Source organism: Mesorhizobium sp. f-mel (assembly GCF_053850215.1).
This window is the reverse complement of record NZ_JBSPTO010000002.1, coordinates 378,387-393,085: the sequence shown is the minus strand read 5'-3', so window position 1 is coordinate 393,085 and position 14,699 is coordinate 378,387. Positions and strand designations below refer to the sequence as shown.

The window sequence follows — 14,699 nt, the reverse complement described above, 5'->3', positions numbered from 1 at the left end:
TGGATGTTATGCGCCGATGCCGCGTCCTGATCTGGTCCACGCGGTGAGGCTGTCAGCCTCGTGGCCGCCCGGTTCGCCGACGACGCGGTCGCGTCCGGTCGATTTGGCTTTGTAGAGGCGCTGATCGGCCAGCGCAAAAACATCGGCAAGGCAGCGGGTCGTCTCGCTGACAGTGGAGATGCCGGCGCTGACGGTGATGTCGAACCGGCTCGTGCTTGCGGATGCCTTGACCGCGTGCCTGATGCTTTCGCCAAGCAGCCTGGCGACCGAATGCGAACGTGAGCAGAGGATGGCGAATTCCTCGCCGCCAATTCTGAACACCTGATCCTCTGGACCGACAACCTCGCCAAGCAGGGCGGCGACGGATTTCAGCACCTTGTCGCCCTCGGCGTGGCCGAAGCGGTCGTTGATCGATTTGAAGTGGTCGACATCGATGACCAAGAGGCTGAGCGGCTTGGCCGTCCGCAGGCTGGCCGCAACAGCGGCTTCGCCGTCGCTGTCGAAGCGTCCCCTGTGCAGCAGACCGGTGAGGCCGTCGCGGCCGACATGCTCGACCAGCGCCTCATAGCGCTCGCGATAGGTCAACGTGTCGAAGATGTCGGATAGTCCACGCGGCGCCGGGATCTGCCGCGCCTCGAACCATCTGATATAAGCCACCAGCATGATGCTGTAGGCAAGCGCCGCCCCCATCTTGGCGAACCAGCCGCCGAAGAAAACCGCGATCGGCGCACCGGTGACGAAGTGCAGCGCGGTGAAAAATCCAGTCTGGTCGAAAGTGAGCACGCAAGCGACGGAGATCAGGATGCGAGAGAACAGCGCCTTGCGGAGATAACGCCTGAGCTTTTCGTAAAGCAGGATGATCAGGATGGCGTCGAGGAAGAGCAGCGTCGTGCCCCACACCATCAGCCAGCCCATCTGGTCGATGAAGCCGATGTCGGGACGTCTGCCGTTGGGAAGCGGTGCGATCTCGTGCAGGCGCAGGACCAGTACAAGCCCGATCATTAGGGCATTGCCGAGCAGCAGGCCGTAGATCGGCTGCCGGACGGTTGCCGCGTCCTCCTTGATGTAGAGCAGCAGCAGCATCACCAGCTTGCCGGAAAACAGCACCGCGGAGCCGGGCGAAACCATGCCGAACGGCAGCGCGACATAGAAGACGCTGGCGAGGTAGGTTTCGAGAAAATGCATGACGCCGAGGGCGCAGACAAACACGCCGAGGCCGATGCGGTGCCTGAAACGGAAAAGCGTGACCATGACGCCGAAGTAGAGAACCGCTTCGGCAAGGAGCAGGAAACTGTTCAGCAACGCCGTCGATCCGTTCTTTCTCTGCAGAAATCGCGGCTTGCCGGCGATTCCCCATCCAACACCTTTCTGACGCGGAATGGTTAACCGCAGATTTCGCCGGACTGTCCAGCGAACCGAAAGCGGCGCCAGTTCAATGAGCGACTTCGGCCCGAATGCAGGCGTGAGGCGCCAAAACAGTTTGCCGTTCGGCGCGGCATCGCCTACATAGCGCCCAACTTCCATTCAATCCGACATTACAGTCGACTTTTCAGGGAAAGCGCGCGTGGCACGCCAGTTCATCTATCACATGGCCGGCCTCAACAAGGCCTATGGCACCAAGAAGGTGCTCGAGAACATCCACCTCTCCTTCTACCCGGACGCGAAGATCGGCATCCTCGGGCCGAACGGCGCGGGCAAGTCGACCATCCTCAAGATCATGGCCGGCATCGACAAGGAGTGGAGCGGCGAGGCGTGGCTGGCCGAAGGCGCCACCGTCGGCTACCTGGCGCAAGAGCCGGCACTCGATCCGAGCAAGACTGTGTTCGAGAACGTCATGGAAGGCGTCGCCGCCAAGACCGCGATCATCGAGCGCTACAACGAATTGATGATGAACTATTCCGACGAGACGGCCGACGAGTCGGCCAAGCTCCAGGACGAGATGGACCGGCTGAACCTGTGGGATCTCGAACAGCAGGTCGAAATGGCGATGGAAGCGCTGGGCTGCCCGCCCAAGGAAGCCGACGTCACCAAGCTGTCGGGCGGCGAGCGCCGGCGCGTCGCGCTATGCCAGCTCCTGCTGCGCCAGCCCGACCTTTTGCTGCTCGACGAGCCGACCAACCATCTCGACGCCGAGACGACGGCCTGGCTGGAAAAGCATCTGCGCGCCTATCCGGGCGCGGTGATGATCATCACCCACGATCGCTACTTCCTCGACAATGTCACCGGCTGGATCCTGGAGCTCGATCGCGGCCGTGGTATTCCCTATGAGGGCAACTACACCAAATATCTCGAAGCCAAAGCCAAGCGGCTCAAGCAGGAAGGCCGCGAGGACGACGCGCGCCAGCGGGCGATCGGCCGCGAGCGCGAGTGGATCCAGTCCAGCCCAAAAGCCCGGCAGACCAAGTCGAAAGCGCGCATCCAGGCGTTCCAGGATCTGCTGGATGCGGCCGACAAGCGGCGCCCGACCGACTCGCAGATTGTCATTCCGCATGGCGAGCGGCTCGGCAATGTGGTGATCGAGGTCGAGGGCCTGTCGAAGGGCTTTGGCGACACGCTGTTGATCGATGATCTCGAATTCAAGCTGCCGCCCGGCGGCATCGTCGGCGTCATCGGCCCGAACGGCGCCGGCAAGACGACGCTGTTTCGCATGATCACCGGCCAGGAAAAGCCGGATGCCGGCACGATCCGCGTCGGCGAGACGGTCAAGCTCGGTTACGTCGATCAGAGCCGCGACGCACTCGACCCAACCAAGACCGTGTGGGAAGAAATCTCGGGCGGCGCCGAGGTGGTGAAGCTTGGCAAGTTCGAGGCCAACACCCGCGCCTATTGCGCGTCGTTCAATTTCCGTGGCGGCGATCAGCAGCAGAAGGTCGGCAATTTGTCCGGCGGCCAGCGCAACCGTGTGCACCTGGCCAAGATGCTGAAGACCGGTGGCAATGTGCTGCTGCTCGACGAACCGACCAACGATCTCGATACGGAAACGCTGGCGGCACTCGAAGACGCGCTGGAAAACTTCGCCGGCTGCGCCGTCATCATCTCGCACGACCGCATGTTCCTCGACCGGTTGGCGACGCATATCCTTGCCTTCGAGGGCGACAGCCATGTCGAATGGTTCGAGGGCAATTTCGAGGATTACGAGCAGGACAAGATCCGCCGGCTCGGCCCTGACGCCGTCAACCCGCACCGCATGACGTACAAGCGGCTGACGCGATAGGGATCTTATTTTAGGGCGGCGAATTCTCAAGTGATCTGAGGAGCTGAAATGGCCGACTGGTCCGCCGCCCAATATCTCAAATTCGAGGACGAGCGCACGCGGCCGTCGCGCGATCTCGTCGCGCAGGTGCCGGTGGAGGCACCGCGCCGGGTGGTCGACATCGGCTGCGGGCCGGGCAATTCCACCGAATTGCTGGTCGAGCGCTGGCCGAGCGCGCAGGTCAGCGGTTTCGACACCTCGCCTGACATGATCGACAAGGCGAGGGCACGCTTGCCTGATGTAACCTTCGAGTTGGCCGATGCGGCGGCGTGGCAGCCGGCGGAGCCTGTCGACGTGATCTTCGCCAACGCAGTGTTCCAGTGGCTGCCGGAGCATCCGGCGATCTTCCAGCGGCTGATGGGATTTTTGGCGCCGGGCGGCGCGCTTGCCGTGCAGATGCCCGACAATATGAGCGAGCCCTCGCACCGGCTGATGCGGGAGACGGCGGCCGAAATGCCGTTTGCCGAAAAGCTCGCGGGTGCTGCGCGCGGGCCGCTGCCGCCGGTGTCGTTCTACTACGATCTTTTGTCGCCGTGCTCTGACCGGCTCGACATCTGGCACACCGCCTACAATCATCCGCTGGCCGGTGCCGAAGCAATCGTCGAGTGGCTGAAGTCGACCGGGCTGAAGCCGTTCCTCGATCCGCTCGACGAGGCCGAGCGCCGGCTTTTTCTCACGCGCTACATAGCCAGGATAGCCGAGGCCTATCCGAACACGGCGAACGGCAAGGTGCTGCTGCGTTTCCCGCGCCTGTTCATCGTTGCGCGGCGATCCGCTTAGAAACAGAGCCACACCGAGAGGCAGTGCCTGGCGGCGCTTGACCCGGTTTCACCACCATGCGCATTTCAGCCACGCAAGGTCGTGGTCTTTTGTCTCAGGCACTTGATTTAAGCCGGCGTAAACGCCCACCAGGTAGGAAAAATAGTTGCGCCCAGTCTTCGCGGCGCCCACATCAAGCCGCAACGCTGCGCATGGGGACGAACTGAAAAATGCATCGCGTCATCATCAGCGGCATCGGCGTTGAAATCCCCGAGCCTTCGATCACCAATGAAGAACTGGTCGACAGCTTCAACACATGGGTCGACATGGAGAATGTCCGCCGCGAAGCTTCGGGCGAGACACTGCTGCAGAAGTCGGACAGTGCCTTCATCGTCCATGCTTCGGGCGTGCAGACCCGCCATGTGATCGAGCGCGAAGGCATTCTCGACCCGACCCGCATGGCGCCGCGCATTCCGGCGCGGCCGGACGATGCGCTGTCGCTGGAGGCCGAGTTCGGCATCGCGTCCGCCAGGAAAGCGCTCGACCATGCCGGCCTGGAGCCTGGGGATATCGATCTGGTGATCTGCTCGGCCTCGCATCACCAGCGGCCCTATCCGGCGATCGCCATCGAGATGCAGCAGGCGATGGGCACGAAGGGCGCTGGTTTCGATATGGGCCTTGGCTGCTCATCGGCGGCGGCGGCATTGCACATTGCGGTCAATCTGGTACGGGCCGGCGCACACAGGCGCGTGCTGGTCACGACCCCCGAGATCATCACCGGCCATCTCAATTTCCGCGACCGACAGACGCATTTCATCTTCGGCGATGCTTCTGTCTCGATGATCGTCGAGGGGCTTGCCCAGGGCGACAAGCGGCCGGGACGCTTTGAGGTGCTCGACACGCGGACCTGGACGCAGATGTCCAACAACATTCGCACCAATCTCGGCTATTACACGCGCACCGCCCAGGACGATCCATATATGATCAATCTGGAAGGCAATCTGATCAAGCAGGTCGGCAACAAGGTGTTCAAGGAAGTCACCGTCGCCGGGCACAAGTTCATCGTCGAGTTCCTGGCCGAGCACGGGCTGACGCCGCAGGCGATCCGGCGCTTCTGGCTGCATCAGGCCAATGCCCGGATGAACGCCATGATCCTGAAGCTGTCGTTCGGCCACGAGGTCGGCCATGACCGTGCGCCGATGGTGCTGGAGCGCCTCGGCAATACCGCAGGCGCAGGCGCGATCGTCGCCCTGTCGGAGAACCACGCCGACATGAAGGCCGGCGACTATGGCCTGCTCTGCGCCTTCGGCGCCGGCTATTCGATTGGCGGGGCGCTATTGCGCATGCTCTGATTTGTCTTGGCGCGAACGGCACCAGCATTAGCGGGCGCCGGTTTGTAATCGCATCAGTCTGCTCGATTGGAGCATCAGTGCTTTAGACTGGACCTGGTGAGCTCACTGCGGCTAATTGCCTGGCATCACGCACGGAGCGAAGCCTATGCTGCATCTCTTCCCCGAGACCGAAAACCCGGTCGAAATCATCCCGGCGCGGAAGCTTGCCGCGCAGGTGGCCGCGCTTTACGTCGCGCCATCAGATCATTTCGAGACACGCGCGGTGGATGAATTGCGGCTCGGCTTCAACGGCATCGACGGCGATTTCCACGCTGGCGCGACGCGGCGCTCGGGCGGGCGCGAGCCCTGGTATCCACGCGGCACCGAGATGCGCAACGAGCGGCAGCTGTCGATCGTGGCGGCGGACGAGCTGGCGATCGTCGCCCAGCGGATGGGCATCGCCGATATCAAGCCGGAGTGGATCGGCGCCAATCTCTTGATCGAAGGCCTGCCCCATCTCTCCATGCTGCCGTCCGGCACGCTGCTGTTCTTCAAGGGCGGCGTCACCATCAAGGTCGACGCGCAGAACGGGCCTTGCCGCATCGCCGGGCGATCGGTCGCCGAAAATGCCGGAATGGCCGACCACGAGGGCGGCGCTTTGCTGTTCCCGAAGGCGGCAAAGCGGTTGCGCGGCCTCGTCGCCTGGGTCGAAAGACCAGGCCGCATCACGACCGGCGAGGAGATTTCGGTGCGTGTGCCCGAGCAGTGGATTTACCGCGCGTAGCCACGCTCGGGTCAGGGATAGCGCACCAAGCTGGACCAGGCCGGGTCTTCGTGCTTTTGCCAATAGATCGCCGTGAGGCGCCTGGTAATCGCGCCGACCTTACCGTCCGCGACCGGAATACCGTCGATCATCGTCACCGGCATGATGCCGCCGGCAGTCGAGGTGATGAAGACCTCGTCGGACTGACGCAGCGCAGCGACACTGACATCGGCCGCTGTGACGGCAAGCCCGGCCTCCGCGCAGAGATCGAAGACGGTGCGGCGGGTGATGCCGGGCAGCACGCCGACAGCCGGGGTCGACAGTTTACCGTCATCCACGCAAAAGACGTTGAAGCCGGGGCCTTCCGCGACATTGCCGTTGAAATCGAGGACCAGCGCGGTCTCGGCGCCGCGCTCATAGGCGTCGTAGAGTCCTCGCACCAGATCAAGCCAATGATAGTTCTTGATTGCCGGGTCGATCGAAGCCGGTGGGATGCGCACCTTGTCGCTGATCGCCACATGCAGGCCGCGCTGCAATTGTTCGGCATTGGCGACCGAGCCGAAGGGAACGGCGAAAGCCATGAAGCGGTTGACCGCGTCGCGCGGGTCGCGGCTGAAGGTCGGCGAGGCGCCGCGCGTGCACAGCATCTCGACATAAGCGGCGCGATGACCCGACAGCGCCACGCAATTGTGGAGGATTTCGGCCACACCTTCGCGGTCGAACGGAATCGTCATGCACAGCTTTTCCAGCCCACCAAAGAAGCGATCGAGATGCAGGTCGAGGCGGAAGAAGCGGCCGTCCCAGACATGCGCCGTGTCGTAGGTGGCGTCGGAATGCAGGAAGCCCCAATCCAGCACCGAGATCTTGGCTTGCGACATCGGCAGGTATTGCCCGTCCAGGAAGGCAACGCCTTCCGGATAGGAGTGCGGGTCTATGTGATGGGCGGAGAGCGAGGGCAGTGGTTTAGTGTGCCGATCGGCCGGCTTGCTCATCACGTCCTCCGTCAGATCGTTTTTCGCCGATCAGATGGCGGGATAGAGCCGCAGAGTACAAGACACAGGCTGGGGCTTGCCGCTGGGCCATCGAGAGAAGTTGTTATTCTTCCTCCTCATCATCGAGCAGACGTGTGGCGCGCCAGCGGGTCAGCACGATGTTGGTCTGTTCCATGACGAAGAAGCGCGCCGAGTCGCGGTCGTAGCCTTCAGCCAGCAGCTTTTCGTAGTCGGTATGCACATGACGGATATGAGCTGTCGTCGCCAGCCACACGGCGATCGTCGGCGGCAAGCTCTTCATATGCACCGCGCCGGCGTCGGCGCGGATCTTTTCCATGTCAGCATAGGGCGCCAGCGGTAATAGCGCCGTCAGCGCCTTGGCGATGGCGCGGCGACGGCCGGTCGGCGCGCTCATCTCCCGTCCTGTCCGGGCTCGTCCCGCCCGGCAACGGTGGCGTCCGCAAAGGCATCGGTCGACGCGAAATAAGGCTTGATGTCGATGACCGGCGTGCCGTCGAGCACGTCGATCGCATCGATATCGATACGGCCCGTGTCGATGTCGAGGGCGACGAGCTTGGCGATATGCAACCCGACAGGGTTCGGCCGGGCAGGGGAGCGCAGCGAAAAAACGCCTTTCGGTTCAGCCGCTTGGCGGGGGTTCTGAACAATCAGGGTCCGCGGTGCGTGGTGCAGCCAGGACAGGATGATGACGTGGCTGGCGCGCTCCAGCCCAAACAGGCCGCTACGATAGCGCTGGTCGATCGTGAGAACCGCCGGCCGTCCGGTTTCCCGCGCGGCTTTCATGTTCTTGGGGCAAGTTTCCCGAGCGGTCCAGGGCGAGGCGATGCGGCCGAGGAAGACGACATGGCCGTCCGGCGGCATATCGGCCGGATCGATTTCCAGAAGCTTTTCGCCGCTGCGCGTCTCGAACATGGTTTCCGCCCCCATCATGCTTCTGGCTTTGCGATCCACCGCGCATGCGTCATATTCTTGTCCGGAAGCGACATAGCGCTTGCAAGCCTATCAAAATCGACATAAACATATGTTTATATCTTTCAAAGAGAATGCTCGCATGCATGTCGCACTCGACACCATGGTAGACACATTGAAGGCGGCGGCCGAATCTAGCCGGTTGCGCATCCTGGCGTTGCTGTCGCGCGGCGACCTGACCGTTTCCGATCTCACCGAAATCCTCGGCCAGTCGCAGCCGCGCGTCTCGCGCCACCTGAAGCTTTTGCTGGAGGCGGGACTGATCGGCCGTTACCAGGAGGGCTCATGGGCCTTCTTCCGGCTGTCGGATTCGGATGCGGCGCGGGATTTCGTGCTCAGGCTGGTCTCCGGCATCCGGGCTGCCGATCCGCAGGTCGAGCGTGACCTCGAGCGGTTGGCGGCGGTCAAGCGCAAGCGGCAGGATCGCGCCGCCGAATATTTCTCCGTAAACGCCGCAAGCTGGGACCATATCCGCTCGCTGCATGTGCCGGACCGCGCCGTGGAGGCGGCGCTGCTCAAGCTCGTCGGCAAGCGGCCGTTCCAGTCGATGCTCGATCTCGGCACCGGAACCGGGCGGCTGCTCGAGATCTTTTCGCCGCTCTACCGGCGCGGCATCGGCATCGACATGTCGCGCGAGATGCTGACGGTGGCTCGCGCCAATCTCGACAAGGCCGGCATTTCGAATGCGCAGGTGCGCCAGGGCGACATTTTTGCGCCGCCGGTCGAGCGCGATGCCTTCGATCTCGTTACAATCCACCAGGTGCTGCACTATCTCGACGATCCCGCCCGCGCCATCCGCGAGGCAGCAAGGCTGCTGCGCCCGGCAGGCCGGCTGGTGATCGTTGATTTCGCTCCGCACGCGCTGGAATTCCTGCGCGACGCGCACGCGCATGTGCGGCTCGGCTTTTCCGACCGGCAGATCACCGAGTGGTTTTCCGATGCCGGGCTCGACCTCGAGGACAGCCAGGAATTCGAGCCGCGCGGCGGCAACGAGGCCAGGCTCACCGTAAAACTATGGCTCGGCCGTGACCAGCGCATGCTGATCGCCGATCCTTCCAACCACGCACAACCGGCCAATGCCTATCCGATAGGGGAAACCGCCTGATGAACCAGTTCCGCTTTTCCCGCCGCCCTGACATTGGTGACAAGGTCAGAGTTTCGTTCGAGTTCTTCCCGCCGAAGAGCGACGAGATGGAAGCAAGGCTGTGGGACACCGTCACCCGGCTGCAGCCGCTCAAGCCGAAATTCGTCTCCGTCACCTATGGCGCCGGCGGCTCGACGCGCGAGCGCACGGCGCGCACGGTCAAGCGCATCCTCAACGAAACGGCGCTGACGCCGGCGGCGCACATGACGTGCGTCGATGCGGCGCGTCACGAGGTCGATGAAGTCATTCAGGAATTCGCCGACATGGGTGTCACCCGCTTCGTCGCCTTGCGCGGCGACCCGGCCGAGGGCGTCGGCGCCGCCTATCGTCCGCATCCGGACGGCTATGCCAATGGCGCCGAACTAGTGGGGGCGCTGAAAGGCGTCGGCGATTTCGACATCTCGGTCTCCGCCTATCCGGAAAAGCATCCGGAGAGCCCGGATTTCGCCACCGACATCGACATGCTGAAGCGCAAGGTCGACAATGGCGCGACGCGGGCGATCACCCAGTTCTTCTTCGACAATGACCTCTACGAGCGCTATGTCGAGCGGGCACGGCGGGCCGGAATCTACATACCGATCGTGCCGGGCATATTGCCGGTCCACAATTTCACCCAGGTCGCCAATTTCTCGGCGCGCTGCGGTGCGCTGGTGCCGGCATGGCTGGCCGAGCGCTTCGACGGGCTGCAGACGGACCCGCAGACGCATGCGCTGGTGGCGTCCGCGGTGGCGGCCGAGCAGGTGCTGGACCTTGTCGAGCGCGGCGTCGGCGATTTCCATTTCTACACCATGAACCGGGCCGATCTCGTCTTCGCCGTCTGCCACATGATCGGCATCCGCTCGCATGAGGCTGAAGCTGCGGGGTCTGCTGCGGCGTAAGTCTCGGCCAAGTCTCTGGAAATGCAAAAAGGCCGGGTAAAAACCCGGCCTTTTCGATGACTTGGACTATTCGGTGCTGATCTTCCGTTGCTTTGGCGGGTCTACGGAAGAAAGCCCATTATCAGGGCTCCGATGAATGCAAACGCAGCACAGATCATCAATGCGTTGATTGGCCTTGTGAGTCCCACGTCATAGCCTCCTCTTAAAGAGCTATGGCCAGAGTCTAGGGTCATTTGTGCCACAGGCAAGCGGAAAATATGCTGCAATGCGACGACATTGTGGAATTCACGACCGGCCATTTGCCGTTAGGTATTGAAACTCTTCGGCAAAATCCCGCTTCGGACCTGTGCATAAAATGTGACGAAGCTGGGGCGAGGATGGATATGGCAGCGCTACCGCCGCCGAAAATCGGAATCGATTTTCGCGTCGATGCGAAGTTCAACGAGTTAGAGCGTCGTTTGCGCGTCCAATACGAAGCTCTAACGCTGGCGGCCGAACAGGCGGCCGTCGATGGTGACGAGGCCGAGCGCGATCAGTGCCATGCCGCCGAGCTCGAACAATTCGAGCCGTTCGCCCAGGAACAGAAAGCCGAGCAGGATGGCACTGGCCGGCACGATCAGCGTGACCAGCGAGGCGTTGGTGGCGCCGGCCGAGGCGACGAGGTTGAAATAAAGGATGTAGGCGAAGGCGGTGGACAGCAGGGCCAGCGCCAACACCGCTGCCCACACCGGCGGCGAGGCCGAAAACAGGTTGGCAGTGCCGTGGCTAAGCAGCACGATCGGGATCATGATAATGGTCGAGGCGGTCAATTGTCCCGTGGCGATGACCGATGAAGGCACGCCCTTGAAGCGGCGGGCAATCATCAGGGCGACCGCATAGGACAGCGACGCACCGACCAGCGCGAATTTCGCCCAGACCGGTCCGCCCAGCCCGGCAAGCAGGCCGGGACCGATCATCACCGCCGTGCCGACGATGCCGAGCGCGATCCCGGCAAGCTTGTTCCAGGAGAGTTTTTCGTCTGATGTCAGCGCATTGGCGAGGATCAACGTCCAGAACGGCGTCGTCGAATTGAGCACCGAGGCGACACCGGCGCCAAGTTCAGTCTGGCCGGCGAAGATCAGCGAGAAGGGAATGACGTTGTTGACGAGCGCCAGCAGGAAGAACAGGCCGGCATGCGGCAAGGCGAGGCGGAACGACGGGCCGCGCAGGCCGAGATAAAGCTGCAGCGCCAGCGCCGCGATGGCGACGCGAAACAGCACCAGCACCAGCGGGGGAATCTCGGCAACCGCAATGCGGGCAAAGAAGAACGAGCCACCCCAAATCGCACCTAACAGCAGAAGTTGTGCCCAGTCTTTCAGGGCCATAGGTCCGCGCATTGCCATGGATCGTCCTCCCAGATGGCTCTGAATCAAGCCAATCAGGCGTCTGTTCAGGTCATATCCTGTTCGACGGCAAGGGCCACCCGAAACCAGATCGGTGGGCTAGCATTCCCATCATCTGGCGTAGCGCCGCGGCGTTCGGGGCGCGAGACACAGAATTGTTTTCATTCCCGCATAGGTTGGATTAATTGTGCGCAGTCTGGGTTAAGGGATTCGTCCATGCAGCGATTCGAAAATGCGCGCGAAGCGGCGCTGGCGCTTCGCCCGGACGATCCGATTTATTGCTTTCGCCCGCAGGTGCTGAAGGCGGACGCCGCGCAGTTCATGGGCATGTTTCCCGGCAAGACCGCCTATGCGGTCAAGACCAACGGCGAGCAGATCGTGCTGAAGGCGCTGGTTGAGGCCGGCGTCGGCGCTTTCGACGTGGCCTCGCCCGGCGAATTCGCCGCCGTGCGCGCGGTCTCGCCCGACGCCGAGATGCTCTACATGCATCCGGTCAAGGCACAGTCGGATATCAAGCTGGCGCTGGAGAAATATGGCATCCGGGTCATCTCGCTCGACCATGAGGACGAGATCACCAAGCTGACCCGCGTGGTCCGGGCGCTCGATATCGATCCGGGTGCGATCACTGTGTTCGTGCGCATCCAGACGAAAGGATCGGCCGCCTACGAACTGTCGAAGAAATTCGGCGCCGGACCGGCCAATGCGGTCGAGCTGGCCGAACGGCTGAACCGGACGGGCTACAAGGTCGGGCTGTGCTTCCATGTTGGCAGCCAGATCGAGGATCCCGACACCTATGAGCGGGCGCTGGCCTCGGCCGACTGGGTCCGCAACCGCGTCAGCTTCGACATTGCCGGGCTCGATGTCGGCGGCGGTTTTCCCGCCGAATATGGCCATGATCCCAACCGCAAGCTGATCGAGATGCCGTCGCTCGGCCAGATCATGTCGCGGCTGTCGGGCGACCTGAAGGAATACCAGTTCGACCAGATGCCGCTGGTTGCGGAGCCGGGCCGGGTGATCGTGGCGCGCTGCCTGTCGCTGATCGTGCGCGTGCTGCTGCGCAAGGGCAAGCGGCTCTACATCAATGACGGCATCTGGGCGTCGCTGTCGGATTCATGGACCGGCAAGATCACGCTGCCGGCGCGCTTCATCCCAGACCCGGCGATCCGTTCGCGCAATGGCGAGGAGAAGACCATTGTGCCGTTCAAGGTCTGCGGCGCGACCTGCGATTCCGTCGACATTCTGTCGCGGCCGTTCTGGCTGCCGGAAACGGTCGATACCGGTGACTGGATCGAGATCGGCCATATCGGCGCCTATTCGCTGTCGCTGAGGACACGCTTCAATGGCTTCTATCCCGACACCTTCGTCGAAGTGACGACGCCGTTCGACGAAGGGGACGCGCCGCAGGGGTTTGCCAGCCTGGAGACGATGGCGGATTAGGCCATGTAGGTCAGGCCACTCCGCCGCCGGCCTGGATGTTCTCGCCGGTTAGCCAGCGGGCTTGGTCGGAGGCGAGGAAAACCGCGACATCGGCAACATCGCGCGGCGCTCCGATCCTGCCGAAAGGCGACATGCCGGCGGCGATCGCGCGATCTCGCTCGGGCAGCAGGTCGGTGTCGGTAAAGCCTGGCGAAAGCGCATTCACGGTGACGCGGCGCGGCCCGAGTTCGCGCGAGAGGACGCGGACGAACTGCTCGACGGCTCCTTTGCTGCCGAGATAAAGGGCCGTCTGCGTGAAGAACATCTTGGTTCCACCGGTGGAGACGGCGATGATGCGGCCACCGTCGCGCACGCGGCGCGCCGCTTCCTGAAGCGTGAAGAAGGTGCCTCTGGCGTTGGCGCCGAAGACGTGGTCGAAGTCGGCTTCGGTGGCCTCGACCAGCGGCTTTATGACGGCGACGCCGACATTGGCGACAACGATGTCAATTGCCCCCATCTGCTTTTCGGTCTCATCGAACAGCCGGCGGATGTCGGAAACGCTGGAGATATCGGCCTGAATGGCAAGAGCTTTTCCGCCACTCTCGCGGACGGCGGCAACGGCTTCCTGGGCGGCTTTCTCGTTACCGACATAGTTGACGACGACGGTCGCCCCGTTTGCCGCTAGCCCCTCGGCGATGGCGCGTCCAATGCCGCGCGAACTGCCCGTCACGAGCGCGGTTTTGCCTTCAAGCGAATGATACATAGCTGCTGTTACTTTCTCATCTGGCTACGACTGCTGCAAATCGAGCGACGTCCCACGTGAAAGTAGGGGCATGCTATTGATCAGATAATAGCCTATTATTGAATAAGCTTACTAAGTCTGGGATACATAATGCGAGGAACGGAGTTTTCCGAGCTCAAGGCGTTTGCAGCGATCGTCGAGGAGGGCAGCTTTGTCCGCGCCGCGGCCAGGCTCAGGGTTTCGTCGCCAGCGCTTAGCCAGACGATCCGCGGGCTCGAAGAGCGTGTCGGTGTCCGGCTGCTCAACCGCACGACCCGCAGCGTGTCGCCGACCGCAGCAGGCGAAACGCTGTTTGCCCGCCTCGCTCCGGCATTCAGCGAACTCGAAGGCGCTGTCGCCGACGCTCATGCATCACGCGATCGGCCGGCAGGCTCGCTGCGCATCAACGTTCCACGCATCGCTGCCATGCGTTTCATTGCTCCCATCCTCGGCGATTTTCAGCGCGCCTATCCCGATATCGCGCTGACCGTCATCATCGACGATATGCTGACCGACATTGTCGAGGGGCGGTTCGATGCCGGAATCCGGCTCGGCGAGCGGCTGGAGAAGGATATGGTGGCGGTGAAGCTGAGCGAGGACTTGCAGATGGCCGCGGTGGCCGCTCCAGCTTATCTCGAGAACCGGACCATACCTCGTCATCCGCAGGAGCTGCATAAGCACCGCTGCATCAATTTCCAGTGGCCCGGTGGCGGCAACATCTATCGATGGGAGTTCGCGCGAGGCCAACGCGCTTTGGAAATAGCCGTCATCGGCGGTTTGACGGTCAACGACACGGAACTGATGATCAGGGCGGCCCTGGATGGGGTCGGCGTGGCCTACATGCTGGATTACCAAGTTCGGCCGTGGATCGAAGCCGGCAAGCTCATCCGTTTTCTCGAAGCCTGGTCACCCCGATTTCCGGGCTTTTACCTATATCACACGAGCTCTCGGCAGGTTCCACCGGCCCTGCGCGCCTTCATCGATTTCCTGCTTGCCAGGCGATGACCCGC

General features: G+C 62.6%; 14 protein-coding genes. 8 read left to right on the top strand and 6 right to left on the bottom strand.

Annotation, left to right across the window (positions count from 1 at the left end):
* Positions 1-6: 6 nt before the first annotated feature.
* On the bottom strand, positions 7-1,302 hold the full coding sequence (locus tag ACWUKX_RS05970; protein ID WP_456004802.1) for a diguanylate cyclase: 1,296 nt from the start codon (positions 1,300-1,302) through the stop codon (positions 7-9).
* A gap of 262 nt (positions 1,303-1,564) precedes the next feature.
* Between ACWUKX_RS05970 and ettA the strand changes: the two genes are divergently transcribed.
* The 4 genes from ettA (at position 1,565) to ACWUKX_RS05950 (ending at position 6,127) form a co-directional block, all read left to right on the top strand.
* The gene (gene ettA, locus ACWUKX_RS05965; RefSeq protein WP_287093410.1) at positions 1,565-3,214 is read left to right on the top strand and encodes an energy-dependent translational throttle protein EttA; all 1,650 of its coding nucleotides are present in this window, start codon (positions 1,565-1,567) and stop codon (positions 3,212-3,214) included.
* A gap of 48 nt (positions 3,215-3,262) precedes the next feature.
* Positions 3,263-4,033, top strand: a complete 771-nt coding sequence (tam, locus tag ACWUKX_RS05960) for a trans-aconitate 2-methyltransferase (protein ID WP_455841310.1) — start codon at positions 3,263-3,265, stop codon at positions 4,031-4,033.
* 209 nt (positions 4,034-4,242) lie between these two features.
* Positions 4,243-5,364, top strand: coding sequence for a beta-ketoacyl-ACP synthase III (locus ACWUKX_RS05955; RefSeq protein ID WP_456004800.1), 1,122 nt, complete (start codon positions 4,243-4,245; stop codon positions 5,362-5,364).
* A 145-nt stretch (positions 5,365-5,509) separates the two neighbouring features.
* Positions 5,510-6,127, top strand: coding sequence for an MOSC domain-containing protein (locus tag ACWUKX_RS05950; RefSeq protein WP_095518677.1), 618 nt, complete (start codon positions 5,510-5,512; stop codon positions 6,125-6,127).
* 11 nt (positions 6,128-6,138) lie between these two features.
* Here the strand turns inward: ACWUKX_RS05950 and ACWUKX_RS05945 are convergent, their stop codons facing one another.
* From ACWUKX_RS05945 to tsaA, 3 genes are all read right to left on the bottom strand, one after another.
* The gene (locus ACWUKX_RS05945; protein ID WP_456004797.1) at positions 6,139-7,098 is read right to left on the bottom strand and encodes a D-amino acid aminotransferase; all 960 of its coding nucleotides are present in this window, start codon (positions 7,096-7,098) and stop codon (positions 6,139-6,141) included.
* Between the two features lie 103 nt (positions 7,099-7,201).
* On the bottom strand, positions 7,202-7,513 hold the full coding sequence (locus ACWUKX_RS05940; protein WP_456004795.1) for a DUF2293 domain-containing protein: 312 nt from the start codon (positions 7,511-7,513) through the stop codon (positions 7,202-7,204).
* A complete protein-coding gene (tsaA, locus tag ACWUKX_RS05935) occupies positions 7,510-8,031 on the bottom strand; it encodes a tRNA (N6-threonylcarbamoyladenosine(37)-N6)-methyltransferase TrmO (RefSeq protein WP_456004792.1) in 522 nt (173 codons plus the stop codon). Before tsaA ends, ACWUKX_RS05940 begins: the two co-directional genes overlap by 4 nt.
* Positions 8,032-8,170: 139 nt before the next feature.
* Between tsaA and ACWUKX_RS05930 the strand changes: the two genes are divergently transcribed.
* Positions 8,171-9,193 (top strand): ArsR/SmtB family transcription factor, encoded by a 1,023-nt coding sequence (locus ACWUKX_RS05930; protein WP_127208750.1) that lies wholly within the window; start codon positions 8,171-8,173, stop codon positions 9,191-9,193.
* Positions 9,193-10,110: a methylenetetrahydrofolate reductase [NAD(P)H] gene (metF, locus tag ACWUKX_RS05925; protein WP_456004789.1), complete on the top strand. Its 918-nt coding sequence runs from the start codon at positions 9,193-9,195 to the stop codon at positions 10,108-10,110. The genes ACWUKX_RS05930 and metF overlap by 1 nt, the downstream gene beginning before the upstream one ends.
* A gap of 479 nt (positions 10,111-10,589) precedes the next feature.
* Here metF and ACWUKX_RS05920 read toward each other — a convergent pair whose 3' ends face one another.
* Positions 10,590-11,492, bottom strand: coding sequence for a DMT family transporter (locus ACWUKX_RS05920; RefSeq protein ID WP_456004786.1), 903 nt, complete (start codon positions 11,490-11,492; stop codon positions 10,590-10,592).
* Between the two features lie 216 nt (positions 11,493-11,708).
* On the opposite strand from ACWUKX_RS05920, the gene ACWUKX_RS05915 reads away from it, so the two are divergent.
* Positions 11,709-12,929, top strand: a complete 1,221-nt coding sequence (locus ACWUKX_RS05915; RefSeq protein ID WP_456004783.1) for an alanine racemase — start codon at positions 11,709-11,711, stop codon at positions 12,927-12,929.
* A 10-nt stretch (positions 12,930-12,939) separates the two neighbouring features.
* Here ACWUKX_RS05915 and ACWUKX_RS05910 read toward each other — a convergent pair whose 3' ends face one another.
* Positions 12,940-13,671: an SDR family oxidoreductase gene (locus ACWUKX_RS05910; RefSeq protein ID WP_456004781.1), complete on the bottom strand. Its 732-nt coding sequence runs from the start codon at positions 13,669-13,671 to the stop codon at positions 12,940-12,942.
* Between the two features lie 129 nt (positions 13,672-13,800).
* Here ACWUKX_RS05910 and ACWUKX_RS05905 point away from each other — a divergent pair, with 129 nt between their 5' ends.
* Positions 13,801-14,694 (top strand): LysR family transcriptional regulator, encoded by an 894-nt coding sequence (locus ACWUKX_RS05905; RefSeq protein WP_456004778.1) that lies wholly within the window; start codon positions 13,801-13,803, stop codon positions 14,692-14,694.
* The last annotated feature ends 5 nt before the right edge of the window (positions 14,695-14,699 follow it).